The 26,667-nt window shown below is 63.3% G+C and carries 25 protein-coding genes and 1 tRNA gene (1 of these 26 running past the window's edge); 16 read left to right on the forward strand and 10 right to left on the reverse strand.

The annotated features are described in order from the left end of the window. Together LOKVESSMR4R_RS13030 and LOKVESSMR4R_RS13035 are read left to right on the forward strand one after the other, a co-directional pair. On the forward strand, positions 1–650 hold the 3' portion of the coding sequence (locus LOKVESSMR4R_RS13030) for an aromatic ring-hydroxylating oxygenase subunit alpha (protein WP_087209060.1). Its footprint begins 589 nt before the window's first position; 650 of the gene's 1,239 nt are visible here — the last part of the coding sequence; its start codon lies beyond the left edge, outside the window; the stop codon is at positions 648–650. Next, the gene (locus tag LOKVESSMR4R_RS13035; RefSeq protein ID WP_087209063.1) at positions 651–1,727 is read left to right on the forward strand and encodes a hybrid-cluster NAD(P)-dependent oxidoreductase; all 1,077 of its coding nucleotides are present in this window, start codon (positions 651–653) and stop codon (positions 1,725–1,727) included. It begins immediately after the preceding gene. A 129-nt stretch (positions 1,728–1,856) separates the two neighbouring features. Here LOKVESSMR4R_RS13035 and metH read toward each other — a convergent pair whose 3' ends face one another. Then, a complete protein-coding gene (metH, locus tag LOKVESSMR4R_RS13040) occupies positions 1,857–5,621 on the reverse strand; it encodes a methionine synthase (RefSeq protein WP_087209067.1) in 3,765 nt (1,254 codons plus the stop codon). Positions 5,622–5,893: 272 nt separating this feature from the next. On the opposite strand from metH, the gene LOKVESSMR4R_RS13045 reads away from it, so the two are divergent. Continuing rightward, positions 5,894–6,076 (forward strand): hypothetical protein, encoded by a 183-nt coding sequence (locus LOKVESSMR4R_RS13045; RefSeq protein ID WP_157898224.1) that lies wholly within the window; start codon positions 5,894–5,896, stop codon positions 6,074–6,076. After that, positions 6,063–6,599: a hypothetical protein gene (locus LOKVESSMR4R_RS13050; protein ID WP_087209072.1), complete on the forward strand. Its 537-nt coding sequence runs from the start codon at positions 6,063–6,065 to the stop codon at positions 6,597–6,599. Before LOKVESSMR4R_RS13045 ends, LOKVESSMR4R_RS13050 begins: the two co-directional genes overlap by 14 nt. On the opposite strand, the gene LOKVESSMR4R_RS13055 is transcribed toward LOKVESSMR4R_RS13050, so the two are convergent. Then, positions 6,588–6,875 (reverse strand): hypothetical protein, encoded by a 288-nt coding sequence (locus LOKVESSMR4R_RS13055; RefSeq protein ID WP_157898225.1) that lies wholly within the window; start codon positions 6,873–6,875, stop codon positions 6,588–6,590. The genes LOKVESSMR4R_RS13050 and LOKVESSMR4R_RS13055 overlap by 12 nt on opposite strands. A gap of 71 nt (positions 6,876–6,946) precedes the next feature. Between LOKVESSMR4R_RS13055 and LOKVESSMR4R_RS13060 the strand changes: the two genes are divergently transcribed. The 6 genes from LOKVESSMR4R_RS13060 to LOKVESSMR4R_RS13085 all read left to right on the forward strand — a co-directional run bounded on the left by LOKVESSMR4R_RS13060 (position 6,947) and on the right by LOKVESSMR4R_RS13085 (position 11,449). After that, on the forward strand, positions 6,947–8,050 hold the full coding sequence (locus LOKVESSMR4R_RS13060; RefSeq protein WP_087209079.1) for a CobW family GTP-binding protein: 1,104 nt from the start codon (positions 6,947–6,949) through the stop codon (positions 8,048–8,050). 69 nt (positions 8,051–8,119) lie between these two features. Further along, positions 8,120–8,863 carry a hypothetical protein gene (locus tag LOKVESSMR4R_RS13065; RefSeq protein WP_087209082.1) on the forward strand — a complete coding sequence of 248 codons (744 nt, stop codon included), beginning with the start codon at positions 8,120–8,122 and terminating at the stop codon, positions 8,861–8,863. Further along, entirely contained in the window at positions 8,844–9,305 is a 462-nt protein-coding gene (locus LOKVESSMR4R_RS13070) for a carboxypeptidase-like regulatory domain-containing protein (protein WP_087209085.1), read from the forward strand. Before LOKVESSMR4R_RS13065 ends, LOKVESSMR4R_RS13070 begins: the two co-directional genes overlap by 20 nt. Then, positions 9,305–9,940: a cobalt transporter CbiM gene (gene cbiM, locus LOKVESSMR4R_RS13075; protein ID WP_087209089.1), complete on the forward strand. Its 636-nt coding sequence runs from the start codon at positions 9,305–9,307 to the stop codon at positions 9,938–9,940. Before LOKVESSMR4R_RS13070 ends, cbiM begins: the two co-directional genes overlap by 1 nt. Next, a complete protein-coding gene (gene cbiQ, locus LOKVESSMR4R_RS13080) occupies positions 9,930–10,652 on the forward strand; it encodes a cobalt ECF transporter T component CbiQ (RefSeq protein WP_087209091.1) in 723 nt (240 codons plus the stop codon). Before cbiM ends, cbiQ begins: the two co-directional genes overlap by 11 nt. Beyond that, positions 10,649–11,449, forward strand: coding sequence for an energy-coupling factor ABC transporter ATP-binding protein (locus tag LOKVESSMR4R_RS13085; RefSeq protein WP_087209093.1), 801 nt, complete (start codon positions 10,649–10,651; stop codon positions 11,447–11,449). The genes cbiQ and LOKVESSMR4R_RS13085 overlap by 4 nt, the downstream gene beginning before the upstream one ends. Here the strand turns inward: LOKVESSMR4R_RS13085 and LOKVESSMR4R_RS13090 are convergent. Further along, positions 11,357–12,916: a hypothetical protein gene (locus LOKVESSMR4R_RS13090; RefSeq protein ID WP_157898226.1), complete on the reverse strand. Its 1,560-nt coding sequence runs from the start codon at positions 12,914–12,916 to the stop codon at positions 11,357–11,359. The genes LOKVESSMR4R_RS13085 and LOKVESSMR4R_RS13090 overlap by 93 nt on opposite strands. 223 nt (positions 12,917–13,139) lie before the next feature. Between LOKVESSMR4R_RS13090 and LOKVESSMR4R_RS13095 the strand changes: the two genes are divergently transcribed. Then, positions 13,140–14,048, forward strand: coding sequence for an AEC family transporter (locus LOKVESSMR4R_RS13095; RefSeq protein WP_087209101.1), 909 nt, complete (start codon positions 13,140–13,142; stop codon positions 14,046–14,048). An 80-nt stretch (positions 14,049–14,128) separates the two neighbouring features. After that, the gene (locus LOKVESSMR4R_RS13100; RefSeq protein ID WP_087213196.1) at positions 14,129–14,326 is read left to right on the forward strand and encodes a CsbD family protein; all 198 of its coding nucleotides are present in this window, start codon (positions 14,129–14,131) and stop codon (positions 14,324–14,326) included. 74 nt (positions 14,327–14,400) lie between these two features. Here LOKVESSMR4R_RS13100 and LOKVESSMR4R_RS13105 read toward each other — a convergent pair. The 3 genes from LOKVESSMR4R_RS13105 to LOKVESSMR4R_RS13115 form a co-directional block, all read right to left on the reverse strand. Then, positions 14,401–14,486 (reverse strand) — tRNA-Leu (locus LOKVESSMR4R_RS13105). Between the two features lie 54 nt (positions 14,487–14,540). Next, positions 14,541–15,074, reverse strand: a complete 534-nt coding sequence (locus LOKVESSMR4R_RS13110; RefSeq protein ID WP_335673965.1) for a tetratricopeptide repeat protein — start codon at positions 15,072–15,074, stop codon at positions 14,541–14,543. A 47-nt stretch (positions 15,075–15,121) separates the two neighbouring features. Beyond that, positions 15,122–15,613: an Lrp/AsnC family transcriptional regulator gene (locus LOKVESSMR4R_RS13115; protein ID WP_087209107.1), complete on the reverse strand. Its 492-nt coding sequence runs from the start codon at positions 15,611–15,613 to the stop codon at positions 15,122–15,124. 104 nt (positions 15,614–15,717) lie between these two features. Between LOKVESSMR4R_RS13115 and putA the strand changes: the two genes are divergently transcribed. Next, the gene (gene putA, locus LOKVESSMR4R_RS13120) at positions 15,718–19,191 is read left to right on the forward strand and encodes a bifunctional proline dehydrogenase/L-glutamate gamma-semialdehyde dehydrogenase PutA (RefSeq protein ID WP_204248674.1); all 3,474 of its coding nucleotides are present in this window, start codon (positions 15,718–15,720) and stop codon (positions 19,189–19,191) included. A gap of 34 nt (positions 19,192–19,225) precedes the next feature. Next, positions 19,226–19,960: a rhomboid family intramembrane serine protease gene (locus LOKVESSMR4R_RS13125; protein ID WP_204248781.1), complete on the forward strand. Its 735-nt coding sequence runs from the start codon at positions 19,226–19,228 to the stop codon at positions 19,958–19,960. Positions 19,961–20,088: 128 nt separating this feature from the next. Here LOKVESSMR4R_RS13125 and LOKVESSMR4R_RS13130 read toward each other — a convergent pair whose 3' ends face one another. Continuing rightward, entirely contained in the window at positions 20,089–20,877 is a 789-nt protein-coding gene (locus tag LOKVESSMR4R_RS13130) for an inositol monophosphatase family protein (RefSeq protein ID WP_087209116.1), read from the reverse strand. A 65-nt stretch (positions 20,878–20,942) separates the two neighbouring features. After that, positions 20,943–21,848 (reverse strand): LysR family transcriptional regulator, encoded by a 906-nt coding sequence (locus LOKVESSMR4R_RS13135; protein WP_087209119.1) that lies wholly within the window; start codon positions 21,846–21,848, stop codon positions 20,943–20,945. Between the two features lie 91 nt (positions 21,849–21,939). Between LOKVESSMR4R_RS13135 and metF the strand changes: the two genes are divergently transcribed. Next, entirely contained in the window at positions 21,940–22,806 is an 867-nt protein-coding gene (gene metF / locus LOKVESSMR4R_RS13140; RefSeq protein WP_087209122.1) for a methylenetetrahydrofolate reductase [NAD(P)H], read from the forward strand. Positions 22,807–22,841: 35 nt separating this feature from the next. Beyond that, positions 22,842–23,327 carry a PaaI family thioesterase gene (locus LOKVESSMR4R_RS13145; RefSeq protein ID WP_087209125.1) on the forward strand — a complete coding sequence of 162 codons (486 nt, stop codon included), beginning with the start codon at positions 22,842–22,844 and terminating at the stop codon, positions 23,325–23,327. On the opposite strand, the gene LOKVESSMR4R_RS13150 is transcribed toward LOKVESSMR4R_RS13145, so the two are convergent. Then, positions 23,289–24,356 carry a DUF2235 domain-containing protein gene (locus tag LOKVESSMR4R_RS13150; protein WP_087209128.1) on the reverse strand — a complete coding sequence of 356 codons (1,068 nt, stop codon included), beginning with the start codon at positions 24,354–24,356 and terminating at the stop codon, positions 23,289–23,291. The two genes, LOKVESSMR4R_RS13145 and LOKVESSMR4R_RS13150, sit on opposite strands and share 39 nt — an antisense overlap. Next, on the reverse strand, positions 24,343–26,643 hold the full coding sequence (locus LOKVESSMR4R_RS13155) for a xanthine dehydrogenase family protein molybdopterin-binding subunit (RefSeq protein ID WP_087209131.1): 2,301 nt from the start codon (positions 26,641–26,643) through the stop codon (positions 24,343–24,345). Before LOKVESSMR4R_RS13155 ends, LOKVESSMR4R_RS13150 begins: the two co-directional genes overlap by 14 nt. Between the last annotated feature and the right edge of the window lie 24 nt (positions 26,644–26,667).

Raw genomic sequence — 26,667 nt, forward strand, 5'->3', positions numbered from 1 at the left:
ACAACCGCGAATGTTACCATTGTTCGGGGTCGCATCCGTCGCTCTGCCGGACCTTCTCGGACAATCCCAAATTCGCCGCCATGTCCGGCCCCGACGAAGCCAGCGCCGAGATCCTGACCCATTGGAAACGCTGCGAGGCCGCAGGCCTGCCGTCACGCTTTACCCATGCGGATGACATGGGCTGGCGGCTGGCGCGGGTGCCTTTGCTGAACAATGCCGAAAGCTATACAATGTCCACCAAGGCCGCCGTGGCAAAACGGATGGGCACGATGCCCTTCAATGATGCGGGCACGCTCTTGTTCTATCACTACCCCAACACATGGAACCACTTTCTGGGCGATCACGCGATCACCTTCCGCGTCCTGCCGATCTCGGCCACCGAAACCGAGGTGACGACGACCTGGCTGGTCCATAAGGATGCGGTCGAGGGCGAGGATTACGATCTGAAAACCCTGACCGAGGTCTGGCTGAACACCAATGACGAGGATCGCCAGGTCGTCGAGGAAAACCAGAAAGGCATCCTGTCCCCGGCCTATGAACCCGGCCCCTATTCGCCGATCCAGGAAGAAGGCGTGATCCAGTTCGTGGATTGGTATGCCGGTCTGATGACCGGGCGGCTGGCCCCGCAGCCTGCAGTGGCGGCAGAATAGATGTCCGCGCCGACACGGATCAGCACCACCGCCGCATGGCGCGATGATGAATGGCTTGAATGCGTCATGGTCATCCCAGAGGCCCCGGATGTGGTCACCTTTGCCTTTCGCGCACCCTCGGGCGCATGGTTCGATTATGAACCGGGCCAGTTTCTGACGCTGGACCTACCGGTGCCGGGGGGCGCGGTGCAGCGGACCTATACGATATCTTCCAGCCCCTCGCGGCCCTTGTCGATCTCGGTCACGGTCAAGGCGCAGCAGGACAGTATCGGCACGCGCTGGATGCTGGACCATCTGCGTCCGGGGATGAAGATCAAGGCTTATGGCCCTGCAGGCATCTTCAGCTTTCACCGGCATCCGGCAGACAAATACCTGTTCATCTCGGCAGGGTCGGGCATCACGCCGATGATGTCGATGACGACCTGGGCCTGGGACAGCGGCGACATGCCCGATATCGTCTTTGTCCATGCCGCGCGCCGCCCGTCCGATATCATCTTTCGCGAAAGGCTGGATCAATTCGCCAACCGCGTGCCGGGGCTGCAATTGCGGTATACAGTCAAGGACCCCGACCCGTTCCGCGTCTGGCACGGCTATCACGGGCGGCTGAACCAAATCATGCTGGGGCTGATGGCGCCGGATTATCTGGACCGCGAGGTGTTCTGCTGCGGGCCCGAGCCTTTCATGCAGGCGGTGCGCGATATGCTGAATGCGCTTGGCTATGACATGGACCGCTATCATCAGGAAAACTTTCAGGCCCCCGTCGCAAAAGCCGCCGATGCGCCCGAGATCAACGATGTCACGCCCGATGCGGACAGCAATGCGCAGATCACCTTTGCCAGCTCCGGCGTGGTGGCAGCCTGCACCGAAACCGATACCGTCCTTGCCGTGGCGCGTGCCAACGGGCTGAACATCCCGTCAGGCTGCACCTTTGGGCTTTGCGGCACCTGCAAGATCCGCAAAACCGCGGGCGAGGTGCATATGGTCCATAACGGCGGCATCTCGGAGGAGGATATCGCCGCGGGCTATATTCTTGCTTGCTGCTCCAACCCGCTGGGCCGGATCGAAGTCGCCATCTGACTTCTTTTTTCCAAAAATACTCCGGGGTGAGGCCCGGATTTATTCCGGGCCGAGGGGCAGCGCCCCTTTTTGCGGCAAAGCCGCAAAGCGCTCCGCGCGGGGATATTTAGGCTCGGAAGATGGGGGCGGTTATTCCGCCGCCAGCGCCGCTTTCGCCTGCGGGACGTAATTCAGCACCGGTCCCAGCCAGCGTTCGACCTCGGCCGCATCCATGCCCTTGCGCGCGGCATAATCCAGCACCTGATCCTGTTCGACCTTGGCCACACCGAAATAATAGGCGTCAGGATGCCCGATATAAAGCCCCGAAACCGATGAACCCGGCCACATCGCCATGCTTTCGGTCAGTTTCACACCCGTGGTGGCCTGTGCATCCAGCAGCCGGAACAGGGTGGTTTTCTCGGTATGATCGGGCTGAGCGGGATAGCCCGGCGCGGGCCGGATGCCGCGATAAGGCTCGCCGATCAGATCGGCGGGTGCCAGATTTTCATCCGGCGCATAGCCCCAGAGCTCGCGGCGCACCACTTCATGCATCCGCTCGGCAAAGGCTTCGGCGAAACGGTCGGCCAAAGCCTTGACCAGAATGGCGTTGAAATCATCGCCCGCTTTCTCGAACCGTTCGGCAATGGCGATTTCCTCGACCCCCGCCGTCACGACAAAGCCGCCGACGTAATCGGGGGTGCCGGCCGGGGCCACGAAATCCGACAGCGCCACATTGGGCCGCCCGTCGCGTTTGCTGACCTGCTGGCGCAGGGTATGCAGCATGGCCAGTTCGGTCTTGCGCCCATCATCGGTGAACAGGCGGATATCATCGCCCAAAGCATTGGCAGGCCAAAAGCCCACCACCGCGCGCGGGCGGAACCATTTTTCATCGATGATCTGCGCCAGCATCTCTTGCGCATCGGCGAACAGCGCGCGCGCCGCCTGCCCTTGTTTTTCGTCTTGCAGGATCTTGGGATAGATCCCTTTCAATTCCCATGTCTGGAAAAACGGCGTCCAGTCGATATAGCGGGCAAGCTCTGCCAGATCCCAATCCTCATAGACTTTCGTGCCAAGGAAAGAGGGTGCCGTCACGCGGTAATCCTGCCAGTCGATCTGCAACGCATTGGCGCGGGCCGCCGCCAGCGGCAGGCGTTTCTTGGCGCGTTCCGACCGCGCGTGCTGTTCCGCGACCTTTTCATATTCGGCGCGGATCGTGTCGACATAGCCCGCCTTTTGATCCGGCGACAAAAGCGCCGAGACGACACCCACCGCACGGCTGGCATCGGTCACATAGACCGTCTGGCCTGCCGCATAATTGGGGTGAATTTTCACCGCCGTATGCACGCGGCTGGTGGTCGCGCCGCCGATCAGCAGCGGGATATCCAACCCTGCGCGTTCCATCTCAGCCGCCATATGGACCATTTCATCCAGCGAGGGCGTGATCAGGCCCGACAGGCCGATGATATCGACCTTTTCAGCAATGGCCGTTTCAATGATCTTGGCCGCAGGCACCATCACGCCCAGATCAATGATGTCGTAATTGTTGCAGGCCAGCACGACGCCCACGATATTCTTGCCGATATCATGCACATCGCCTTTGACCGTGGCCATCAGCACCTTGCCCGCAGATTCGCGCCCCGTGCCACCGTTCAGGCGCTTTTCTTCTTCCATATAGGGCAGCAGCACGGCGACCGCCTGTTTCATCACGCGGGCGGATTTGACGACCTGCGGCAGGAACATCTTGCCCGCGCCGAACAGATCGCCCACGACATTCATCCCCGCCATCAGCGGGCCTTCGATCACATGCAGCGGGCGGTCGGCTTGCAAACGGGCCTCTTCGGTATCGGCGTCGATGAATTCGGTGATGCCGTTGACCAGCGCATGTTCCAGCCGTTTTTCGACCGACCAGTCGCGCCATTTCAGATCGCGTTCCTTCGCCTCGCGCGCGCCGGTGGATTTGAAACGTTCGGCGATGACCAGCATGTTTTCGGTCGCATCCGGCGTGCGGTTCAGCACCACATCTTCGCAGGCCGCGCGCAGATCAGGGTCGATACTGTCATAAACCGCCAACTGCCCTGCGTTGACGATCCCCATATCCATGCCGACCTGAATCGCATGATAAAGGAACACCGCATGCATCGCCTCGCGCACAGGATCGTTGCCACGGAAGCTGAAGGACAGGTTCGACACACCGCCCGAGACATGCACATGCGGCAGATCGGCGATGATCCGGCGGGTGGCGTTGATGAAATCGACGCCGTAATTGTCGTGTTCCTCGATCCCTGTCGCCACGGCAAAGACATTGGGGTCAAAGATGATATCCTCGGGCGGGAAACCCACCTTTTCGGTCAGCAGGCGATAGGCGCGGGTGCAAATCTCGACCTTGCGATCTTCGGTATCGGCTTGGCCCGCCTCGTCAAAGGCCATGACAACCACCGCAGCCCCGTAAGCACGGCAGAGCCGCGCCTGATGCAGAAACGCCTCTTCGCCTTCTTTCATGCTGATCGAATTGACGATGGCTTTGCCTTGCACGCATTGCAGGCCCGCCTCGATCACCTCCCATTTAGAGCTGTCGATCATCACCGGCACGCGGGCGATATCGGGTTCGGCGGCGATCAGGTTCAGGAATTCGATCATCGCCTGTTTGCTGTCGATCAACCCCTCGTCCATGTTCACATCAATGATCTGCGCGCCGTTTTCGACCTGATCACGGGCGACATCGACGGCCGCCGCATAATCGCGGTTGGTAATCAGCTTGCGGAATTTGGCCGATCCGGTGACATTCGTCCGCTCGCCCACGTTCACAAAGGGAATGTCGGGTGTCAGGGTGAACGGCTCCAGCCCCGACAGGCGCATCAGCGGCGTCTGCGCCGGGATCGCGCGGGGTTTATGGCCCGCCACGGCCGCGGCAATGGCGCGGATATGATCAGGCGTTGATCCGCAGCAACCGCCGACGATATTGACAAGACCGTCCTTGGCAAAGTCAGCGATCTGGCTGGCCATGAATGCGGGGCTTTCGTCATATTCCCCGAATTCATTGGGCAGTCCCGCATTGGGATAGGCGCAGATCAGCCTATCGGCCACGCCGGATAATTCCGCCAGATGGGCGCGCATTTCCGCCGCCCCCAGCGCGCAGTTCAGCCCGATGGTCAAAGGATCGGCATGGCGCACCGCATGCCAGAACGCGGTGGGTGTCTGGCCAGACAGGGTGCGGCCAGAACGGTCTGTGATTGTGCCGGAAATCATCACCGGCAGGCGCAGGCCATTGGCGGCAAAGATTTCTTCGCAAGCGAAAATCGCGGCCTTGGCGTTGAGCGTGTCGAAGATCGTCTCGATCAGGATCAGATCGGCCCCGCCGTCGATCAGCCCGCGCAATTGTTCGGCATAGGCCGCGCGCAGCTGATCAAAGGTCACGGCGCGGTAGCCCGGATTATTCACATCGGGCGACATCGACGCCGTGCGATTGGTCGGCCCCAGCGCACCCGCGACGAACCGCATCCGGCCGTCCTGCGCCGTGGCACGGTCCAGCGCCTGCCGGACCAGCCGCGCGCCGTGAAAGTTCAGATCATAGACCAGATGTTCCAGCCCATAATCGGCCTGCGCGATGGAGGTCGACGAAAACGTGTTCGTCTCGACGATATCCGCGCCGGCCATCGCATAGGCGTAATGGATATCCTCGATCGCCTGCGGCTGGGTCAGGATCAGCAGATCGTTATTGCCTTGCTGCGGCAGCGGCTTGTCGCCGAAAATCTGCGGATGACAGGCACAGCCCGCGCCATGGGCGGTGAAATCCCCCTCGCCAAAGCCCAGCGCCTGAATCTGCGTCCCCATCGCCCCGTCAAGGATCAGGATACGCTCTGCCGCCGCAGCGGCAATCCGGTCAAAGGCAGGGGATTTGGGCAAGATATGGGTCATAGTGCTCCGATCAAACGACAAAAGGCACCTGACGTGCCTGCCTTTCAGATAGGCTGCTGCGGTTGTGAAAACAAATTCATGTTGGGCAAGACGATTATGAGCTTCATTCATGTTCGGACCTATGCGCCCAGCGCGTCCGGCGCGCGGCGGTCGAATCGCTTTACTTACCCGATTATTTCTGTCAGGAATAAATCACCCAGTCGGAGACGCCAGTTGCCCCCCAGCTGCACCATGATCCGGCAAGGCATATGCCCTTTGGACAGGAATTGCCGATGCCCGATGCCCCCTATGATTTCCTGATCGACCTGATCGCGGCCCAAGATGATTGCGGCACCGATGGGATCGGGATGGAACCACAGCTGGTCGAGTTGCTGCTTGACCGCCAAGCCCAGTCAGTTGCCCAGTCAGCCGCCCAGTCTGCCGCCCAGCAAAGCACCGCCCATGCACGGGGCTGATCCGCGTCGCCCGTTTCGCCCGGTCTATGACCCGCAAGCCGATCACGGCCCCAAACGGGACCCGCGCCCCGGCGAGGTTGCCTTGCAGGACATCGGCCTTGATCCTTTCGCGCGGCTGACGCTGGTCCTGCTGCGGTCGCATTTCCAGACCTTTGCCGTTCCCGAAAGCCAGGGCTGGTTGATCGCGCTGCGCTGTGCCACGGCGCAGGTCGGTCCCGATGCCGCCGGTGCCTTATGCTATGATCTGCTGGGCGTGGTGCAGACCCTGCGGTCCAGCCGGACCACGCCAATCGCGTTCAATGCCGAAAGCTGCCCCTGCTGCCGCGACTGGCTGACGCCTGCGGAACGCCAGATCATGCAGATGATCGCGGCGCTGCGGCATAATCACCAAGGCCGCGCGCGGACCTTGGCGCAATTGCTTTGCGACGGGGCACCGGACAGCCAATTGCTGGCGGTGACGGAAACCTATCTGCGCCGCAACGCCCCGGATTTCGCGCATGGGGCGGCCTATTCACCCGCCTAAGAGCGGTGCCAGATCAATCTCGGTGATCGCCGCCAGCGGACGGTGGACCAGGATGCTCCGCCGGATCAGATCAAATCCGGTGACGCCGATCTGTGTCGCAGGTCCGGGGCAATCAGGGTCCGCACAGGTAATTTCGGTCACATGCACCAGACATTGCCCGCCGCAACGCGCCCGCACCAGCCGCTTGACCCGTTGCAGATGCCACAGCATCACGGCCTTGTCGCGCAAGGCATCGGCAGGGGTGGGCAAAGCTGCAGCGCGGGCAGGCAGGGGCATCTGATCTTGCATCCAGTTTTGTTATAACATAACAATCATAAGATCGCCCCATCCACAAGCCGGACCGCAAGATGACGATGAAAATCCCCGTGACCCTGCTGACCGGTTTTCTGGGTGCTGGCAAAACCACCCTGCTGAACCGTCTGCTGCATGATCCTGCCGCCGGGCGCATCGCCGTGGTGGTCAATGAATTCGGTGCCGCAGGGCTGGACCATGACCTGATCGAATCTGCCGCAGAAGATGTCGTGTTGATGCCCGCTGGCTGCATCTGCTGCACGATCCGGGGCGATTTGTCGAAAACGCTGGCGCGGTTGCTGGTGCGCCGGGCGATGGGCGAATTGCGCTTTGACCGCCTTGTCATCGAAACGACCGGCCTGGCCGATCCCGCCCCGATCCATCACACCTTGCTGGTCGATCCGGTGCTGGCGGCGGATTATCAGCTCGATGGCACCGTGACCGTGGTAGATACTTTGCTGGGCCTGTCCACGCTGGACCGCCACGCCGAGGCGCAGGCGCAGGTCGCCATGGCCGACCGGATCGTGCTGAGCAAAGGCGACCTAGCCGAACCGGCCATGGTCGCGGCCTTGCAAACCCGGCTGGATAGGCTGAACCCCGGCGCAAAGCGGATCATCGCCGACAAAGGTGCGGTCCCCAGCGGGATGCTGTTCGGGCTATGCGCCATGCGCCGCGCGATCACGCAGGATCAGGCGCTGGACTGGCTTGCCGCCCCTGCCCCCGATCCTCTGGCCGGGCTATCGGGGATGGCTTTGCCAACAGCCGCCAAGATTGATCTGGCCGCGCCGTCGCATCATGCCCGCGACGACAGGATCACGACCGCCGCGATCACGCTGGACGCGCCCATCGCGCCGGATTTATTCGACCTCTGGCTTGATACGCTGATCGCGCTGCGCGGCCCCGATATTCTGCGGATGAAGGGGATCGTGCATATTCAGGGCTTGCCCACCCCCTTTGTGTTCCACGGCGTCCAGCATATCTTCGAGCCGCCCGTCGCGCTGGATCACTGGCCTGCGGGTGACCAGACCAGCCGGATCGTCGTGATCGCCCGCGATATCGCGCAGCAGGATCTTGCGGCAAGCCTTGCCATGCTGAACGGCGCGGATGAACGGCAAGACGTCGACGCCAGAGACATTGACGCCAAAGACATTGACGCCTGAGCCATTGACAGGCTGACGGGGCAATCGTATGAAAAAAACTTCTCTTTTTCATACTATGAAGGATCGTCCATGTCTCTGCATTGCGCCCATCTCTGCACGCTTGCTGCTGCCCTGAGCATCGGCACAGCCGCCGCCGCCGAAGCCCCGCTTCAGATTTTCGCCAATGGCGAGGCGCTGGCCCGCGACGGATTTCTGGCGCCAGAGCTGACCCGTGACGGCTGGGAATTGCGGTTCGATCATGTCTTTGTCACGCTCTCGGGCGTCTCTGCGCTGCAAACCGACAGGCCCTATGACGCCCATGCCGGCGGCAAGCCCAGCGCCACCCAGACCGTCATCTTCGATGCGATCGAGCAGATGACAATCGACCTGACCGACACCGATGCAGAGGGCCGCGTGCCGCTGGCGACCACAGCCGCGCCCGAGGGCCATTATACCGCACTGGTCTGGTCCGTGGTGCCCGCCGCATCGGGGGATTGGGCCGGAAAATCCATGGTGCTGATCGGCACGGCGACGCGCGATGGCCAAAGCGTCGATTTCACCCTGACCAGCGATGCCACGCATGATTACATCTGCGGCGAATATGTGGGGGATACGCGCAAGGGATTTGTCACCGCTGGCGGTGATGCAGACCTTGAACTGACCTTTCATCTGGATCATGTCTTCGGACGATATGACAAAGGAGCAGCCGATCACATGAATGTCCATGCGCTGGGGTTCGATGCTTTCGCCACGGGCGGCACCCATGACATGGCCCTGACCGGCCTGCATATCGGCCATGTCGGCGAGGGACATTGTGCTGTCAGCTATCGTTAAACCGCTGATCGCGGCGCTGCTGCTGGCGGGGCCTGCGGCGGCGCATGGCGCGTTTGTCGAGGCGCGCAATGTCGCGGCCGTGGCCGTCGATGCGCGCTATGACACCGGCGAGGTCATGGCCGGGGCGCAGGTCTCGGTCTTTGCCCCCGACAATCCCGCAGAGCCTTGGCTGACGGGGGTGACGGATGCAGACGGCAGGTTCGTCTTTGCGCCCGATAGCGCGCGGCACGGGCAATGGGCGATCCAGGTGCGACAGGCGGGTCATGGCGCGATGGGCTATGTCACGCTCAGCGCGGATGAAAGCGCCACGATCACCGTCACGCCAGCCAGCGCCGCAGGCCTGTCATGGGCGCAGCGCCTGCTGATGACGGCCTGCGTCATTTGGGGCTGTATCGGCACGGCGCTTTATGCCCGGCGCATCCGCCCCGCGAAAGCCGCCTGATGCATATCCCCGATGGGATCCTGCCCCTTGGGCTGACCTTGGGCGGCTGGGCGGTCGCGGCGGGGCTGACGGCGGTCTGCCTGAACCGGATCGCGGCCCAGCCCGACCCGCGCGCGGGCTTGCCACGCGCCTCGATGATGACAGCAGCCTTTTTCGCTGCCTCGCTGATCCATATCCCGGTGCCGCCCAGCAGCGTGCATCTGATGCTGCCGGGGCTGATGGGGGCGATGCTGGGCTGGTATGCGCTGCCCGCGATCCTGATCGGGCTGACATTTCAGGCGGTGATGTTCGGGCATGGCGGGCTGACCACTTTGGGGGTGAATGCGGTGATCCTGGGGCTGCCTGCGCTGCTGGCCTTTGGGGTGACGCGCTTTCTGGGGCAGCTGAGGCAGCGCGCCGCGGCAGCGGTTCTGGGCTTTGCCACCGGCGCGGGGGCGGTTTTGCTGGCGGTTGCGCTTTTCGCCACGCTCCTGCTGGCGGGATTGCCCGCGCATCTGGATGCGGGTGCCGAACGTGCCGCGATCACGGCGCTGGCGCTGGCGCATCTGCCGCTGGCCTTGGCCGAGGGGATGGTCGTCGCCGCCGTGCTGGGCTTTCTGCGCCGCACCAACCCCGAGATGATCATTGCGCGCTGACCCGATCACCGACCCGCGCCTGCGGATCGCAGCACTGCTGGCGCTGGCCTTCAGCTTTTCCGCGCTGCATGGACCCCTTGCGCTGGGGCTGATGGTTGCGGCCACGATGGGCCTTGTCTGGCTGTCCGGCACGCCCGCCCGCCGCTTGCTACGGGCCTTGCGGCTGCCGGGTATTGTGGTGGCGGGGCTGGTCGTGGTCTTGCCCTTTACCAGCGGAGATCAAGTGATCGCGGCCTTTGGCCCTTTTGCGCTGCGCGCCGAGGGATTGGCCGCCGCCACCGGGATCGCGCTGCGCTTTGTGGCCATCTTTACATTGATCGTGGTGTTTGTGGGCGCGCTGCCTTTGGCGCATCTGATCGGGGCGCTGCGCGGTCTGGGGCTGCCCGCTCTCTTGGTGGATATGGCGCTGCTGACCCTGCGCCACATCGAGGATCTGCGCCATGATCTGGCGCGCATGCAGACCGCGATGCGCCTGCGCGGCGGGCATCAATGGATGGGGCGGTTCCGCGCGACAGGCTGGCTGCTGGCAAGCCTTCTGCTGCGCAGCCATGCGCGGTCGGAACGGGTCTATCACGCGATGATCCTGCGCGGCCATGGGGCCAAGGGCGCTGCCCCCTCGGCTGCGGCCCAAGTGGCGCGCAGCGATAAATGGGCGCTGTCGGTCGTCTTTGGCCTTGCGGCCTGCCTGCTTGTGGTGGACCATCTGGCATGACGCTGCCCTTGCTCCAGACCCAAGCGCTCTGCCTGACCCGCCCCAGCGGCGAAAAGGTCTTGCAAGAGGTGTCATTGCAAATCGCCCAAGGCGAACGGATCGGGCTGATCGGCCCGAACGGGGCGGGCAAGACCACGCTGATGCTCTGCCTGACTGGCGTGATCCGCGCCTCTGCGGGCGAGGTCCGGATGGACGGCACCCCCGTCGCGCCCGGCGGGTTTCACCCCGAGATGGGTTTCGTGTTCCAACAGGCCGAGGACCAATTATTCAGCCCCAGCGTCGCCGAGGATGTGGCCTTTGGCGCGCGCAATCTGGGGCTGTCGGGGGCGGCGCTGGACAAGACCGTGGCCGCGGCCCTGACCCGTGTGGGGATCACCGCATTGGCAGACCGGCCGGTGCATCACCTATCGGGCGGCGAAAAGCGGCTGGCCTGTCTGGCGGGGGTGCTGGCCATGTCACCACGGCTGTTGCTGCTGGACGAGCCTTCGGCCGCATTGGACCTGCGCAACCGCAGGCGGTTGATCGAGCTGCTGGGCGGCATGGATCAGGCGATGCTGATCGCCAGCCATGATCTGGAACTGGTGCTGGAATTATGCCCCCGCGTGATCCTGATCGACGATGGCCAGATCATGGCCGATGGGGCGGCGCGCAGCGTGCTTGGCGATGCGGCGCTGATGGCGCGCCACGGCCAAGAGGTGCCACATTCACTGATCCATCACGCGCGGGTCGATCACGCCCACCAAAGGCACGTCGTAGAGATCAAAGCGGATCAACGGACCGGCGCTGATCGTCGCTAGGGCCTGCGCCTGCAACACCGCGCGTTGCGCATCGGACAGCCGCTTTTGCGGCGCGATCAGGCTGCGCACATCATGGCGGCGCGCCAGCGCGACCCGCTCGCTGGCTGCAAGATCGGCCGCGAACAGCGCCTTGGTCACGGCCTGCCGCGCGGCCAGATCGGTGATCAGTGGTTCCGGCCATGGCACCGACAAGACCTTCTGCCCCGTCGCGACAACAGGCCAGGCGCTGGTCAGAAAGGCTGCCACCGGCTGATCATCCGCGATATCGGCGGTCAGCGTCTCGGCGGCCTGATAGAACGTCACCGCGCCCGGCTTTGTGGCCGGTGCCGTGATCCCGATGATATGGGCCACCAGCCCTAGCGTCGTCACATTGGCCGCCGCAATCAAACCAAGCAGCAGCAAACGCCTGCGGTCCGCCCCGATATCGGTCAGGATATAGAATGCCAGACCGATATGCAGCACCAAGACCAAGGGCATCAGGAACCGGCCCGCCAGTTGGAACCCGCCCAGCCCGACCAAATAGATGCAAAAGAAAACGCCAGCCATCAGCAACAAGGCGCGGCTTTCGGGCCTGCGCATCCCCGCCAGCCCAAGGATCGAGGGGACAAATGCCGCAATCAGATAGATCGGGGCATAAAACGCTGGCCCACCTTCCCAGCTGGCATTGCCGGGGCGCAGGATAATCGCGATCGCGTTGAAATGCGGCCAAAGCGCGGACAGGGCAACCGCCAGCAGCAGCGCCGACAGCACGCGCATCCGCGCAGCGACCCGGCCATGCGGCCAGCAAAGCGCAAAGCTGCCCGCCCCGATGAACCCGATCACGGCGCCAAGCTGATGGGTCGTGAACATGAAAGCCGCCAGCACAAACAGCGCGACCACAAAGACAGGCTGCACAAGGCTGCGCACCACCAGCGCCCATAACAAAAAGCTGCACCCAATCATATATGTCGCCGGATAGGCCGCGGCATAGTATAAGGTGAACGGCGAATGAAAGCCGGTGTGCTGGATCGGCAGCACCCATCCCAGCATAAGACACAACAACAGCACCAGCGGCGCCCAAGGCGCAGGATGCAAGGCGCGCGCAAAGACATAGACCCCGATGCCAAACAGCGCCATCGCGCCATATCCCGCCAAAGCCAGCACCTGCCAGACATCCAGCGCCCCGACCCGCGCAAGGCCCGCCCAGGCGACCCAAAGCGGCTGGAAATGACGCGACCCGACCTCAGAGACGATAAACGGATTGCCCGGCGCATCCGGATTGTCGATCAAGGCCTGCAAGGCCGCGGCATGTTGCCAGATGTCACTGCCGGGATGTTCGGCCAACATGCCCCGCGCCGAGAGCCAGGCGCAAAGCCCCAGACCCGCTGTCGCAACAAGCGCATAAACCAGATCGGGGCGTCCGATGCTTTTGGCGTGCTGCGGCTTGGCACGGCGACCACCCAAGGGACCCTGATCAACGGTTGACACAATAACATATCCAACTGGTTACCCCAGTTGCATAGCGGAACCGGACAGCGCGCGAAAAGCGAAATCAACGCGATGGGCAAAATCCATGCGGCGCTGCGCAAAACGGCACCAGCGCCGCAGATGACCGGCCCGCCCCGCGCCCCTGCGCTGCGGCTTTGATCTGGCGCAGCAGGGCGGCGCGGTGGTAAGGCTGACCCGCATAATCGGCAGCGGAACGCGCATCATGATCATCCTGACAATCTGGCCGCTCTTCGCGCTGATCTGCCTTGGCTTTGCGATGGCGCGCGCGGGCTTTCCCGAACCGGGGTTCTGGCCTGCGGCGGAGCGGGTCAATTATTACATCCTGTTTCCCGCCCTGCTGGTCGGCAGCCTGGGCACAGCGCCTTTGGGCGATCCCGCGATCTGGCGGCTGGGCGGGGCCGCTTTTGCGGCAATCGGGCTGGCGGCGCTGGGGCTATACGTCTGGCGGTGGCGGTATCCTTCGCCTGCCGCGCGTTTCGGCCCGAGCTTGCAGGGGGTCGTGCGGATCAACACCTATCTGGGGCTGGCGATCACGGCGAGCCTGGCCGGCGCAGCTGGCATCGAACGCGCGGCCATCGTGCTGGCGGTGATCGTGCCGCTGGTCAATATGCTGTCGATCATGGCGCTGGCCGAACAAAGCGAATCCCGCCAAGTGCTGGCGATCCTGCGCATGATGGCGCGCAACCCGCTGATCCTGGCCTGCGCGCTGGGGATCACATTGGCGCTCAGCGGGATCGGCCTGCCCTTTGGCACCGGGGCGTTCTTTGCGCTGATCGGACAGGGCAGCCTGCCGCTGGGGCTGTTATGCGTCGGGGCGGCGCTGCGTCCGGGGGCGCTGCGGTCGGATATCACCGCCATCGGCGTCAACAGCGCGCTGCGCCTGTTCGCCATGCCGCTTTTGGCGATCGGGATGGCGCAGATCTTTGGGCTGGACGGGATCGAGGCGCTTGTGCTGGTGATCTTTTTCGCCATCCCGACCGCGCCGACATCTTATGTGCTGACCCGGCAATTCGGCGGCGATGCGACCTATATGGCCGGCCTCGTGACAGCGCAGACGCTGGTCTCGGTGCTCAGCATCCCGCTTGTGCTGCTGATCTTCGGGGCAAGCTGACGATTTTGCGCCCGCACGGAACCTAAGCCCCGAACCCGCGTTCTTGTGTCGTATGTTTTGACGCGACAAAGGAGACCATGATGAATTGGGATACAGTCAAAGGCAAATGGAAGCAGATGGGCGGCAGCGCCAAGGAAAAATGGGGCGAGCTGACCGATGATGACCTGCAACAAATCGACGGCCAGCGCGAGCAGCTGGTCGGCAAGCTGCAGGAAAAATACGGCCTGGCCAAGGACGAAGCCGAACGCCAGGTCGATGATTGGGCCAGCAAGACCTGATCTTTGACACAGGCCTTAGATCAGCGGTCGCCATCGGCGGCCGCTTTTCATTTGGCCATAGTGCCAGAGATAAGTGGTGCCCGCGGCCGGACTCGAACCGGCACGGCCTTGCGGCCAAGAGATTTTAAGTCTCCGATGTCTACCATTCCACCACGCGGGCGCGCAGAGCGCATATCGCTTTCCTAAGCAAGCCCGCACCCGGCGGCAAGGCGGATCACAATTCCACCCCCGGCGGTGTCACCAAAAGTGCACGTTCTTCCAGCCAGGGGTTCAACGCCAGCGCCGCGCGCAGCACTGTCTGCGCCTCGGCATCGCGGCCCAGCCCCATCAGCGTCAACGCCTTGCCCGACAAGGCCGCAACATGGCGCGGATTGATCGCAAGGGCCGCATCCAGATCGACCAATGCGGCGGCGAAGTCGCGTTGCAGATAGAAGGCAAAGGCACGCTGGTTATAGCCTTCGGCATAATCGGGGCAATAAGCAACCAGCGCATCAAACCGCGCCACGGCAATCGCGGGCCTGCCGCCCTGCAACAGCGCCATGCCTGCATCCAGCATCGCCTTTGCCGTGGCATCGGGCGCATCGGTCCACAAACGCCACAGGCCTTGCGTCAGTATCGCCGCCTCTGTCGCGGTGCGGGCTGTGCCCAGATCGGCAATGATCCGGCCTTGGGCTGCCGCATGATCAGGGGCCGCAGGGCAAATCTCGGCCACCGCAGGCGTCGCCAGCATGAAAATCAAGGACATCATCCGCATGCATCATGATCTGCACCGGATGCGCGCGAGGTCAAGTCCGCTTAAGCCTCGGGGCCGGGGGCAACGGGGGACAGGCCTTCTTCCTTGACCGTCTGCATCGCCACATAGGTCGAGGTATTGGACACATATGGCAGGGTCGAGATCTTCTCGGCCAGAACAACGCGGTAGCCGGTCATCCCCGCCGTGCGGACCTTCAACAAGTAATCAAAAGCGCCCGCGATCAGGTGGCATTGTTCGACCTCGGGGATGCGCAGCACGGCGGCATTAAAGGCAGCCAGGGATTTTTCGCGGGTGTCGCTCAGGCGGACCTCGACGAATGCCACATGGTCGCGGTCCAGCCGGATCGGATCATAAAGCGCGCGATAGCCGCGGATCACGCCGGTTTCCTCCAGCCGGCGCAGCCGCGCCTGGGTGGGCGATTTCGACAGGCCGATCCGGCGCGCAAGATCGGTGATGCTGATGCGGCCCTCGACGGCCAGCACGTCAAGGATCTTTCGGTCGAATTTATCCAGTTCGCTGTTCTTTTCGGTCATGATAACCCTAACTTTTCATCACTCTGTCCTGCAAAAATCGCATTAGCAGGCAAAACGTCTTTTCACAATCGGCTATGATGGATCATCTGGATAAGGATTCCACCATGCCCCGTGACACTGCCCTGACTTTGCGTGATGCCATTGATGCCGCGATCTACAGCGACGAATCCGCTGCGGTGGCAGGCTTGGTGAAAACCGCCGCCCTCTCTGACAGCGACCGCGCCCGGATCTGCGACCGCGCGGCGGGTCTTGTCACCCAGATCCGCAACAGTGCCGACCCGGGATTGATGGAAGTCTTCCTTGCCGAATATGGCCTGTCCACCGATGAAGGCATCGCGCTGATGTGCCTGGCCGAGGCTTTGCTGCGCGTCCCCGATGCCGACACGATGGATGATCTGATCGAGGACAAGATCGCGCCATCCGATTGGGGCAAGCATCTGGGGCATTCGGCCTCCTCGCTGGTCAATGCCTCGACCTGGGCGCTGATGCTGACAGGCCGCGTGCTGGATGATGAAAAGCCGGGGATCACGCGGCACCTGCGCTCGGCGGTCAAACGGCTGGGCGAGCCGGTGATCCGCACCGCCGTGGCGCGTGCGATGCGCGAAATGGGGCGGCAATTCGTGCTGGGCGAGACGATTCAAAAGGCGATGAAACGGGCCGATGGGATGCAGGCCAAAGGCTTTACCTATAGCTATGACATGCTGGGCGAGGCCGCGCGCACCGAAGCCGACGCCAAACATTACCACCTGGCCTATTCGCGGGCGATTTCGGCGATTGCCGATCATTGCATGCATGGCTCGGTCGCAGAAAACCCCGGCATTTCGGTCAAACTCTCGGCGCTGCACCCACGCTATGAGGTCGCCCAACAAGCGCGGGTGATGGACGAGCTGGTGCCGCGCGTACGCGCCTTGGCACTGCTCGCGAAATCCGCAGGCATGGGGTTCAACATCGACGCAGAAGAAGCCGACAGGCTGGCGCTGTCACTCGACGTGATCCATGCGGTGCTGGCCGATCCGGCGCTGGCCAAATGGGACGGGTTCGGCGTGGTCGTGCAGGCCTATGGGCAACGCGCGCCTTTGGTGATCGACCAGCTCTACCAGATGGCCAATGACCTTGACCGCAAGATCATGGTGCGTCTGGTCAAAGGCGCCTATTGGGACGCGGAAATCAAACGCGCGCAGGTGCAGGGGATCGACGGCTTTCCCGTCTTCACCGCCAAACAACATACCGACATCAGCTATATCGCGAATGCGCGCAAATTGCTGGGCCTGACCGACCGGATCTATCCGCAATTCGCCACCCATAACGCGCATACCGTGGCGGCCGTGCTGGATATGGCGGCCCAGATGGGGCGCGGCAAAGACACATTCGAATTCCAGCGCCTGCATGGCATGGGCGAAACCCTGCATAAAATCGTTCTGGACGCCGAAAAGACGCGCTGCCGGATCTACGCCCCTGTGGGCGCACATGAAGACTTGCTGGCCTATCTTGTCCGGCGGCTGCTGGAAAACGGGGCCAATTCCAGCTTCGTCAACCAGATCGTGGACGAATCCGTGCCCGCCAGCGTCGTCGCCGCCTGCCCTTTCGATGCCGCAGGCCCGCGCCACGACCTGCCGACAGGCCCCGCGCTTTTCGGACCCGCGCGGATCAATTCCAAAGGCTGGGACCTGACACATCAACCCACGCTGGATGCCATCGACAAGGCCCGCGCGCCCCTACGCGACGCCACCTATCTCGCAGGCCCCCTGACATCTTCCGAGCCCAAATATCCCCGCCGGAGGCATGAAAGTTCATCTCCCGTCCTCAACCCGGCACAGCCCGACGATATCGTGGGGCAAGTGACACCCGCCACCCCCGACGACGTGGCCGATGCCTTGGCCGGTGCCGCGGTCTGGACCGCCGACCACAGCACCCGCGCCGATGTGCTGCGCAAAGCCGCCGATGCGCTCGAAGCCGATGCCGATACGCTTTTCGCGATCCTCGCGCGCGAGGCGGGCAAGACCCTGCCCGACGCCGTGGCCGAACTGCGCGAGGCGGTGGATTTCCTGCGCTATTACGCCAATGAGGCCAACGCCCAGCGGCAGGGACGCGGCATCTGGACCTGCATCAGCCCGTGGAACTTTCCGCTGGCGATCTTTCTGGGGCAGATCTCGGCCGCGCTGGCCGCAGGCAATGCGGTCATCGCCAAACCAGCCGAACAAACGCCGCTGGTGGCCTTCCGCGCGGTGCAGATCCTGCATGACGCGGGCGTGCCTGTCAGCGCGCTGCAATTCCTGCCCGGCGGCGGCGCAATCGGCGCAGCCCTGACCGCAGATGCGCGCATCAACGGCGTGGCCTTCACCGGATCGACGGCAACAGCGCTGAAAATCCGCGCCAGCATGGCGCAACATTGCGCGCCCGGCACGCCGCTGATCGCCGAAACCGGCGGGCTGAATGCGATGATCGTGGACAGCACCGCGCTGCCCGAACATGCCGTGCGCGATATCGTGAATGGCGCGTTCCGCTCTGCCGGGCAGCGCTGTTCGGCCCTGCGCTGCCTTTATGTGCAAAGCGATATCGCCGACAAGCTTCTGACCATGCTCAAAGGCGCGATGGAGGAACTGTCGGTCGGCAACCCGTGGCATCTGTCCACCGATCTGGGGCCGGTCATCGATGCCGCCGCCCATAAGACCATCGCCGATCACATCAGCCAGGCCGCCAGCGACGGGCGGATCCTGCACCAGATCAATGCCCCCGCGCAGGGGCATTTCATCGCCCCCACGATGATCCGCGTGCAAGGCATCGCCGAGATGACGCGCGAGATTTTCGGCCCGGTCCTGCATGTGGCCACTTTCGCCGCGCGCGATCTTGACCGGGTGATCGCGGATATCAACGCCACGGGCTATGGGCTGACTTTCGGGCTGCACACACGGATCGACGACCGGGTGCAAACCATCGTCGAACGGATCGAGGCGGGCAATATCTATGTCAACCGCGACCAGATCGGCGCGGTCGTGGGCAGCCAGCCTTTTGGCGGCGAGGGGCTGTCCGGCACCGGGCCAAAGGCCGGCGGGCCGCATTACCTGCCCCGTTTCGCGGCAGCAGACCCCGCGCAAGCGACAGGCAGCTGGGACCATGCGGCCGATCTGGACGCCTTGCAAAAGCGGCTGGCGACAGCCCCCCTGCCCGCAAGCCCCCCAGCCAGCGATCTGCCAGGACCGACCGGCGAATCAAACCGCCACGGGCTGCACCCGCGCGGCGCGATCCTGTGCATGGGCCCGGGACCAGAGGCGGCAGGCGCGCAGGTCGCGGCCATCGCCGCCTTGGGCGGTGTCGGGATCAGCGCGGACGGCGATCTCCCGCCCAAAGCGCTGACCACGCTGGCTCCCTTGTCAGGCGTCATCTGGTGGGGCGATGCCGAGACCGGGCGCGCGCTGGAAACGGCACTTGCGGCACGCGAGGGCAAGATCATCGCCCTGATCACCGGCCAGCCCGACAGCGCCCATGCCTGCCACGAACGGCATGTCTGTATCGATACGACGGCGGCGGGCGGGAATGCCGCATTGCTGGCCGAGGTGGGCGGCCCCGCCCAGACTTGACCCCGGCTGCAAAGGCGGAAAGGGTCGCGGGATGATGTTGCCCATCCGCGACCACAACCCGTCCGAGGCCCGGCCCTACGTCACATTGACCCTGATCGGGGTCAATGTGCTGGTCTATCTATGGGGGCTGGTCATGCTGCAGACCAATCTGCAGCTCGGGCAATTCTATTTCGACTATGCGCTGATCCCGGTGCTGTTATCCGAAGGGCAGAACGGCTCGGCGCTTGTGACCTCGCTCTTCCTGCATGGCGGCTTGATGCATCTTGCAGGCAATATGCTGTTTCTGTGGATCTTCGGCGATAACCTGGAAGAGGAAATGGGCCATCTGCCCTTTCTCGCCTTCTATCTTGTCTGTGGCATCGGCGCGAGCCTTGCGCAATTCATCGGCGATCCTTACTCGCAGGTCCCGATGGTGGGCGCCTCGGGCGCCATCGCGGGGGTGATGGGCGGCTATCTGCTGCTTTTCCCCAAGGCGCGGGTCGATATCTTCATCTTTTTCGTGGTGTTTTTCCGCATTCTGCCGATCCCTGCTTGGATCATGCTGGGCTTGTGGTTCGGCTTGCAAATCTTCGGCGGGCTGGCGGTCGACACCTCAGCGGGCGGTGTCGCCTATTGGGCGCATGCGGGCGGTTTTGCGCTGGGGCTTGCCCTGACCGTACCGGTCTGGCTGCGGCGCGGCGCGCGCGCTTACTGGCGGCGCACCCAAGGCCACCCACCCCATCCCGAGGCGCAATATCGCCGCAGCAGCGTGCCGGTCGTGCGCCGCTAACATCTTCTTTTTTCCAAAAATACTCATCTTATCCCGGATGAAATCCGGGAAGGGGGGCTTTGCCCCCGCGCCCCGGACCAAGTCCGGGGCACTCCCCCAGGATATTTGGGCTCGAAAGATGAGCGGGCTTACGCCTTGCGGATCACCTTGGCGAAAGTCTCAAAGATCGCCTCATTGCCGCAGATCACCTGCCCACTGCCGATGATATCGGCCTCGGCCTGCAAAGGTTCCACGATCCCGCCCGCTTCGCGCACGATCACCAGACCGGCGGCCATGTCCCACGCCTTCAGCCCGCGTTCCCAGAACCCGTCATAGCGCCCCGCCGCCACATAGGCGAGATCAAGCGCTGCCGCCCCAAACCGGCGCACACCGGCGCAGGCGGGCAACAGGCGCGCCAGATCCTGCAGGGTTTCGGGCAGATCGGCACGGCCCGCAAAGGGCAGGCCGGTGGCGAAAATGCTTTCGATCAGCTTGTGACGGCCCGAGACACGCAAGCGGCTTTCGTTCAGCCAGGCGCCGCCGCCTTTTTCGGCATAGAACATCTCGTCCTTGACCGGGTCATAGATCACGCCCGCGACGATCTGGCCTTTGTGTTCCAGCGCGATGCTGACCGCCCAATGCGGCAGGCCGTGCAGGAAATTCGTGGTGCCGTCCAGCGGGTCCACGATCCAGCGGCGGGTCGGGTCCTCGCCTTCGATCTCGCGGCCTTCCTCGCCCAGAAAGCCGTAGGACGGGCGGGCATGCAGCAGGTCTTCGCGGATCATCTGTTCTGCAGCCTTATCGGCGCGGGTGACGAAATCGCCGGGGCCTTTGGTGCTGACCTGCAATTGCTCGACCTCGCCAAAGTCTTTCAGCAAGGCGCGCCCCGCCTTGCGGGCGGTTTTCATCATCACGTTGAGATTTGCGCTGCCAGCCATCTGTCTTGCCTTTGGTTCGGGATCAAGGGCTGCCTATAGGCGGCAATGCGCATGAGGGCAAGGCGTCAGCCGCGTTGCAATTTCACCGCTTCCTGCCGCGCCAGCCGGATCAGATGCGCCATATAAGGACGGCTGGTATCATCGCTGCGGGTCGCGGCATAAAGCCTGCGCGTGATGCCCGCCTTTGTCAGCGGCCGCGTGACGTAATCGGAATTGTAGCGCACCTGCCGGACCACCCAATCGGGCAGCACAGCTACCCCGCGATTGGACGCGACAAGCAGCAGGATCACGGCGGTCAGTTCCACCTGACGCACTGCGGCCGGTTCCACCTTGGCCGGTGTCAGCAGCTGCGAAAAGATATCCAGCCGCGCGCGGTCCACCGGATAGGTGATCAAAATCTGGCCGCGAAAATCCTCGGCCTCGATCACGTCTTTGGCGGCAAGCGGGTGTTGGGCTGCGGCCACGAAGACCGGTTCATAATCGAACAGCGGGGTGAAATCGGTTTCGGGCAAATCCTCGGGGTCGGAAGAGACGACCAGATCGACATCCTCGCGGCGCAGCGCGGGCAGCGCATCGAACGCCAGACCGGGGCGGATATCAACATCGACCTCGGGCCAGGCCTTGCGGAATTGTTCCAGCACCGGAAACAGCCATTCAAAACAGGCATGACATTCGATCGCGATATGCAGCCGGCCGGCCTTGCCAGAGACCAGACCGGAAAATTCCGCCTCCAGGGCGGCGACCTGGGGCAGGATCGCCTCGGCGGCGGCCAGCATCTTCATACCTGCCGCCGACAGGCGCAAAGGCTTGGACCGGCGCACGAATAATTCCACGCCCGCCTGATCCTCGATCCCCTTGATCTGATGCGACAGGGCCGATTGCGTCATGTTCAACTGATCCGCCGCCCGCGCCAGCCCACCGGTGTCATGGATCGCCTTGATCGTGCGCAGATGGCGGAATTCGATGTGCATGTGAATGTCCTTCATGAAGTTAGTGAAGGTTATGAATTTGTCTCAACTTCATAAACGTGACAAAATCGCGAGGCAAGCAAGAGGTAATGTCATGTCCAGCCCGTCCGTTTCTTTTGAATTCTTTCCGCCCAAATCGCTCGAAGGGTCGTTCCGGCTGTGGGATTGCGTCAATGTCTTGGCGCCGCTGGACCCGACCTTTGTGTCGGTGACCTATGGGGCGGGCGGCACGACACGCCAGCTGACCCATGAGGCGGTCAGCACGATCCACCGCACCAGCGGGCTGAATGTTGCCGCACATCTGACCTGTGTCGATGCGACCCGCGCTGAAACGCTTGAAATCGCGCAGAATTATGCCGCAGCGGGCGTGCGCGAAATCGTCGCCCTGCGCGGTGATGCCCCCAAGGGGCAGGCGACATTCACCGCCCATGACGACGGTTTTGCCAGTTCGGTCGAGCTGATCGCCGCCCTTGCCGAGACCGGACAATTCACGATCCGCGTCGGCGCCTATCCTGAAAAGCACCCCGAAGCCGCCGATCAGGCCGCCGATATCGCCTTTCTCAAGCGCAAGATCGATGCCGGTGCGACATCTGCGATCACGCAGTTCTTTTTCGAGGCCGATACTTTTTTCCGGTTCCGCGATGCCTGTGTCAAAGCGGGAATCACCGCACCGATCATTCCGGGCATTCTGCCGATTGAAAACTGGACCGGGACGCAGAAATTCGCAGCGCAATGCGGGACGCATATTCCGCAGGTGATCCGCGATGCGTTCACCAACGCCACCCGCGACGGCACGACCGACCTGCTGGCCACGGCGCTGGCGACCGAGCTTTGCGACGATCTGGTGCGCGGCGGGGTGGATGATCTGCATTTCTATACGCTCAACCGGCCCGAACTGACGCGCGATGTCTGCCATGCGCTGGGGGTCACGCCCAAAGCACGGTTGCAAAACGTCGCCTGACACGGCAGCCTGCGCCGACACTCAAAGGCGCGCCGATGTTCATTGCGAAAACCCCAGCCGATCTGCCCGATCTGGACAGCACCCTGTCCATGTCGGGCCTTGATTTCATGCTTGCCATGCAGCGCGGAGAGATCAGCCGCCCCCCGATTTCGGGCTTGATGAATTACCACCTCCAAGAGGTTGCGGCGGGCCGTGTCACCTTTCGCGGCACGCCGGAATTCCAGCATGCCAATCCGATGGGCGGGGTGCATGGCGGCTGGTATGGCACATTGCTGGATAGTTGCATGGCCTGTGCCGTGATGACGCGGCTGCCCAAAGGGTCGCTTTATACCACGCTGGAATATAAGGTGAACCTGACTCGTGCGATCCCGATCGGGACCGAGATTCTGGCCTCTGGCATCAGCGATCACGCCGGTCGCAGCACCGGGGTGGCGCATGGCGAAATCCGCGGGGCTGCCGATGGCAGGCTTTATGCTACCGGATCAACCACCTGCCTGATCATGCGCCCGTCGCAGGAATGACCGCCGCGGCAGCCGCTGCGCGATACTGTCATGCAACCGTTCCGAAGGGTCGCGCCCGATCACCCGCCTGCGCCGCGCAATGAACAGCCGCGCCCAGCCATGCCAGTTGCCGATGGACGGTGCATCCACATCCTGCGCGAACCTGTCGCGCCAGCCTGCGGGCAAAGGCACGGCGCAAGCCTCTAGCCGGTCGAGCATCCAGACCAGCGGGATATTGGCCAGCGGGCGGGCGGGCGGATAGCCGCGCACCTGACCACCGACATCGGCGTGATTGCCCTTGAACCAGACCTGTTCGACATGCCCCTGCCATCCCGGCGCGCAGGACCACAGGACCGGCGTATAGGCCCGCCGCCGTTCATCGCGGGCCAGCGCATGAAAGCCATGGCGCACATGCGGCGCCAGTTCGGCATTGTGGAAATTGTGGTGTTGCGCCCCCCAGCGCCAGATGACAGGCAGCCGCAGGCCCAGCGCCTTGACCGTGTCCCAGACGGCGACCGCCTCGATCTCGATCTCGGGGTGGCAATGCAGCCGGTGGAATGCCGTGGCATATTGGCTGCGCCCGCCGGTGCGGTAATGGCGGAACGCCTGCGTGACATTGCGCTGGGTCGCGCAATCGGCGCGCAGCAGCCCGACCATCCCGATCACCCCCGCAAGCGAGCGCACAGCAAAAGCGCCGCGCGAATAGCCGATCAGCACGATCCTGTCGCCCGGCCGATAGCGCGATGCGACAACGCCGTAGGCGCGCTGGATCGTGCGGTTGATCCCGCGCCCGGTGATGACATCCCAGGTATTGGACCAATCCCGCCATTGGATTCCCGCCTCGTAATAGACGGTCATATTGGCGCGCTGACTGCCCTCGCGCAGCAGTTTGAAGGCCAGCCCGGCATTGGTTTCCGCCCCCGGTTCCAGCGAAGACATCGTCCCGTCCATGATGATGACATGGATCGCCGGGCCGCGCTGGCGGATCGCGGCCTCTTCGGTGCGCGGCTTGCGCCCGAAAAGGCCAAAGACCCAGTCACGCAGCCGCATCGGCACCCTGTGCTGCACTGATCGCCTGCCAGACGCGATGCGGGGTAAAGGGCATGTCGATCTCGGTCACGCCGACATCCTGCAAGGCGTCGATCACCGCATTGCTGATCGCGGCCAAAGCGCCGACTGTCCCCGCCTCGCCACAGCCTTTCATGCCCATCGGGTTGTAGAGCGAAGGCGTGCATTCCGTGGCAAAGCCGATCATCGGCAGATCATCGGCGCGCGGCATCGCGTAATCCATGAAACTGGCAGATAACAGCTGCCCATCGGCATCGAATACCGCGCGTTCGGTCAAGGCCTGCCCGATCCCCTGGGCGACACCGCCATGGACCTGCCCCTCGGCCAGCATCGGGTTGATCAGATTGCCGAAATCATCGACGACCGTATAGCGGTCGATCGTGACAACCCCGGTGGCGGGGTCGATTTCCACCTCGGCCACATGCGCGCCATTGGGGAAACTGCGGTTGTCCAGCGTGATGGTGGCAGAATGGCGCAACAGATCGTGGCGCCCTGCGGCCCGGGCCATATCTGCGACGTCAAGCATGCTCGGCGTCAGGTTTGACCCATTGATGCGAAATCGTTCATCGTCAAAGCTGATCTGGGCGGCGTCCACCCCCTCGTGATCCGCCAGAAACGCGGTAAAGGCGTCGCGGATCACATCCACCGCCGCCAAAGTCGCGCTGTTCTGCACCGTCACCGACCGCGATCCACCGGTGCCGCCGCCTGTGGCAATACGGTCGCTGTCGCCTTGCACCACGGTGATCCGGTCGGCAGGGATACCGGTCTGATCGGCCAGAAACTGCGCATAGACGGTTTCATGCCCCTGCCCGTTCGACTGCGTGCCGACATAGATCAGCGCGCCATCCGGCGTGAATTCCACGGCGGTGGTTTCATCGGGATCGCCAAGGATGCTTTCGATGTAATAGCACAGCCCCTGCCCGCGCAATTTGCCCTGCGCGGCTGACGCGGCCTTGCGCGCGGCAAAACCGTCACGGTCGGCGTTGCGCCCGGCGGTGTTCAAAACCTGCATGAAATCCCCCACGTCATAGGTCATCCCTGTGACGGTGGTATAGGGAAATTGTTCAGGTTTGATGAAGTTGCGCGCCCGCAAGTCCCAAGGATCAACAGCCAGTTGGCGGGCGGCGGCATCCATGCTGCGTTCCAGCACGAAAATCGCCTCTGGCCGCCCTGCGCCGCGATAGGCATCAACGGGGGTGGTATTGGTATAGATGCCGCGCGTGCGCATAAAGGCCGTTTGCACATCATAGGTGCCCATCAGCACTTTGGCGAAAAGCTCGGTCTGGATCGCTTGGGCGAATTGCGAATTATAGGCACCCATATTGGCGATCGTATCCAGCTGATAGGCGGTGATCCGATAGTCAGCATCAAAGGCAAGTGTCGCCGTCGTCGTCAGATCACGGCCGGCGTTATCGGTCAGCATTGCCTCGGTGCGTTCGGACATCCAGCGCACGGGGCGGCCCAGCACGCGCGCGGCATGGGCGACGCAGAAAGGTTCAGGATAGCGCATCCCCTTCATCCCGAACCCGCCGCCGACATCGGGGGTGGTGACGCGGACATCAGTGTCTTTCAGGCCGAAATGATGGATCAGGTCGCGTTTGGTGGCCCAGACGCCCTGCCCGTTCACGGCGACATGCAACCGGCCATCCGTGACCTCGGCAAAACAGCCGCGCGGTTCCATCGCATTCACGATCACGCGGTTGTCAAAGACCTGCGCGGTGACGACATGGGCGGCCTGAGCAATCGCCGCCTCGGTCGCGGCGGCATCGCCCAGCGCCCAGTCAAAGGCCAGATTGTCGCGGGCCTCTGGATGGATCGCCGCGCCGCCGATCTCCAGTGCCACATGGACCGGCAGATCGTCGATTTCGAGCAGGATCGCCTCGGCCGCATCGCGCGCGGCCTGCAGCGTTTGCGCGACAATCATCGCAATCGGCTCGCCGACATGACGCACGCGACCCTGCGCCAGAATGGGGCGGACAGGGGCCGCCGCCCGCGTGCCGTCGCTGTTGCGCAAGACCTTGCCTGCAAGCCCCATCCGGACCCCCGCCGCCACCAGATCATCCGCCGTCACGACCAAGGCCACCCCCGGCATGGCGCGCGCATCCGCCAGATCCAACGCGGTGATCCTGCCATGCGCCACAGCGGCGCGCAGGAAAAACGCATGCAGGGCATCATCCGGGGCCACATCATCCACATAGCGCCCCGCACCGGTCAGAAAGCGCAGATCCTCGACGCGTGTGACAGACTGGCTCTTGCCGAATTTTTCCATGCTGATCCCCTTGGCTGACCTGCC

The sequence above is a fragment of the Yoonia vestfoldensis genome, from assembly GCF_002158905.1.
Taxonomy (GTDB): Bacteria; Pseudomonadota; Alphaproteobacteria; order Rhodobacterales; family Rhodobacteraceae; genus Yoonia; species Yoonia vestfoldensis_B.

Coding starts and splice junctions, on each gene's coding strand:
- cbiM (WP_087209089.1), top strand. CDS start 9,305: ATGCATATCCCCGATGGGATCCTGCCCCTTGGGCTGACCTTGGGCGGC.
- LOKVESSMR4R_RS13065 (WP_087209082.1), top strand. CDS start 8,120: ATGTCTCTGCATTGCGCCCATCTCTGCACGCTTGCTGCTGCCCTGAGC.
- putA (WP_204248674.1), top strand. CDS start 15,718: ATGCCCCGTGACACTGCCCTGACTTTGCGTGATGCCATTGATGCCGCG.
- metH (WP_087209067.1), bottom strand. CDS start 5,621: ATGACCCATATCTTGCCCAAATCCCCTGCCTTTGACCGGATTGCCGCT.
- LOKVESSMR4R_RS13060 (WP_087209079.1), top strand. CDS start 6,947: ATGACGATGAAAATCCCCGTGACCCTGCTGACCGGTTTTCTGGGTGCT.
- LOKVESSMR4R_RS13085 (WP_087209093.1), top strand. CDS start 10,649: ATGACGCTGCCCTTGCTCCAGACCCAAGCGCTCTGCCTGACCCGCCCC.
- LOKVESSMR4R_RS13035 (WP_087209063.1), top strand. CDS start 651: ATGTCCGCGCCGACACGGATCAGCACCACCGCCGCATGGCGCGATGAT.
- LOKVESSMR4R_RS13135 (WP_087209119.1), bottom strand. CDS start 21,848: ATGCACATCGAATTCCGCCATCTGCGCACGATCAAGGCGATCCATGAC.
- LOKVESSMR4R_RS13115 (WP_087209107.1), bottom strand. CDS start 15,613: ATGACCGAAAAGAACAGCGAACTGGATAAATTCGACCGAAAGATCCTT.
- LOKVESSMR4R_RS13095 (WP_087209101.1), top strand. CDS start 13,140: ATGATCATCCTGACAATCTGGCCGCTCTTCGCGCTGATCTGCCTTGGC.
- LOKVESSMR4R_RS13130 (WP_087209116.1), bottom strand. CDS start 20,877: ATGGCTGGCAGCGCAAATCTCAACGTGATGATGAAAACCGCCCGCAAG.
- LOKVESSMR4R_RS13100 (WP_087213196.1), top strand. CDS start 14,129: ATGAATTGGGATACAGTCAAAGGCAAATGGAAGCAGATGGGCGGCAGC.
- LOKVESSMR4R_RS13150 (WP_087209128.1), bottom strand. CDS start 24,356: ATGCGGCTGCGTGACTGGGTCTTTGGCCTTTTCGGGCGCAAGCCGCGC.
- LOKVESSMR4R_RS13110 (WP_335673965.1), bottom strand. CDS start 15,074: ATGATGTCCTTGATTTTCATGCTGGCGACGCCTGCGGTGGCCGAGATT.
- LOKVESSMR4R_RS13155 (WP_087209131.1), bottom strand. CDS start 26,643: ATGGAAAAATTCGGCAAGAGCCAGTCTGTCACACGCGTCGAGGATCTG.
- LOKVESSMR4R_RS13045 (WP_157898224.1), top strand. CDS start 5,894: ATGCCCGATGCCCCCTATGATTTCCTGATCGACCTGATCGCGGCCCAA.
- LOKVESSMR4R_RS13145 (WP_087209125.1), top strand. CDS start 22,842: ATGTTCATTGCGAAAACCCCAGCCGATCTGCCCGATCTGGACAGCACC.
- LOKVESSMR4R_RS13050 (WP_087209072.1), top strand. CDS start 6,063: ATGCACGGGGCTGATCCGCGTCGCCCGTTTCGCCCGGTCTATGACCCG.
- LOKVESSMR4R_RS13125 (WP_204248781.1), top strand. CDS start 19,226: ATGTTGCCCATCCGCGACCACAACCCGTCCGAGGCCCGGCCCTACGTC.
- LOKVESSMR4R_RS13055 (WP_157898225.1), bottom strand. CDS start 6,875: ATGCCCCTGCCTGCCCGCGCTGCAGCTTTGCCCACCCCTGCCGATGCC.
- metF (WP_087209122.1), top strand. CDS start 21,940: ATGTCCAGCCCGTCCGTTTCTTTTGAATTCTTTCCGCCCAAATCGCTC.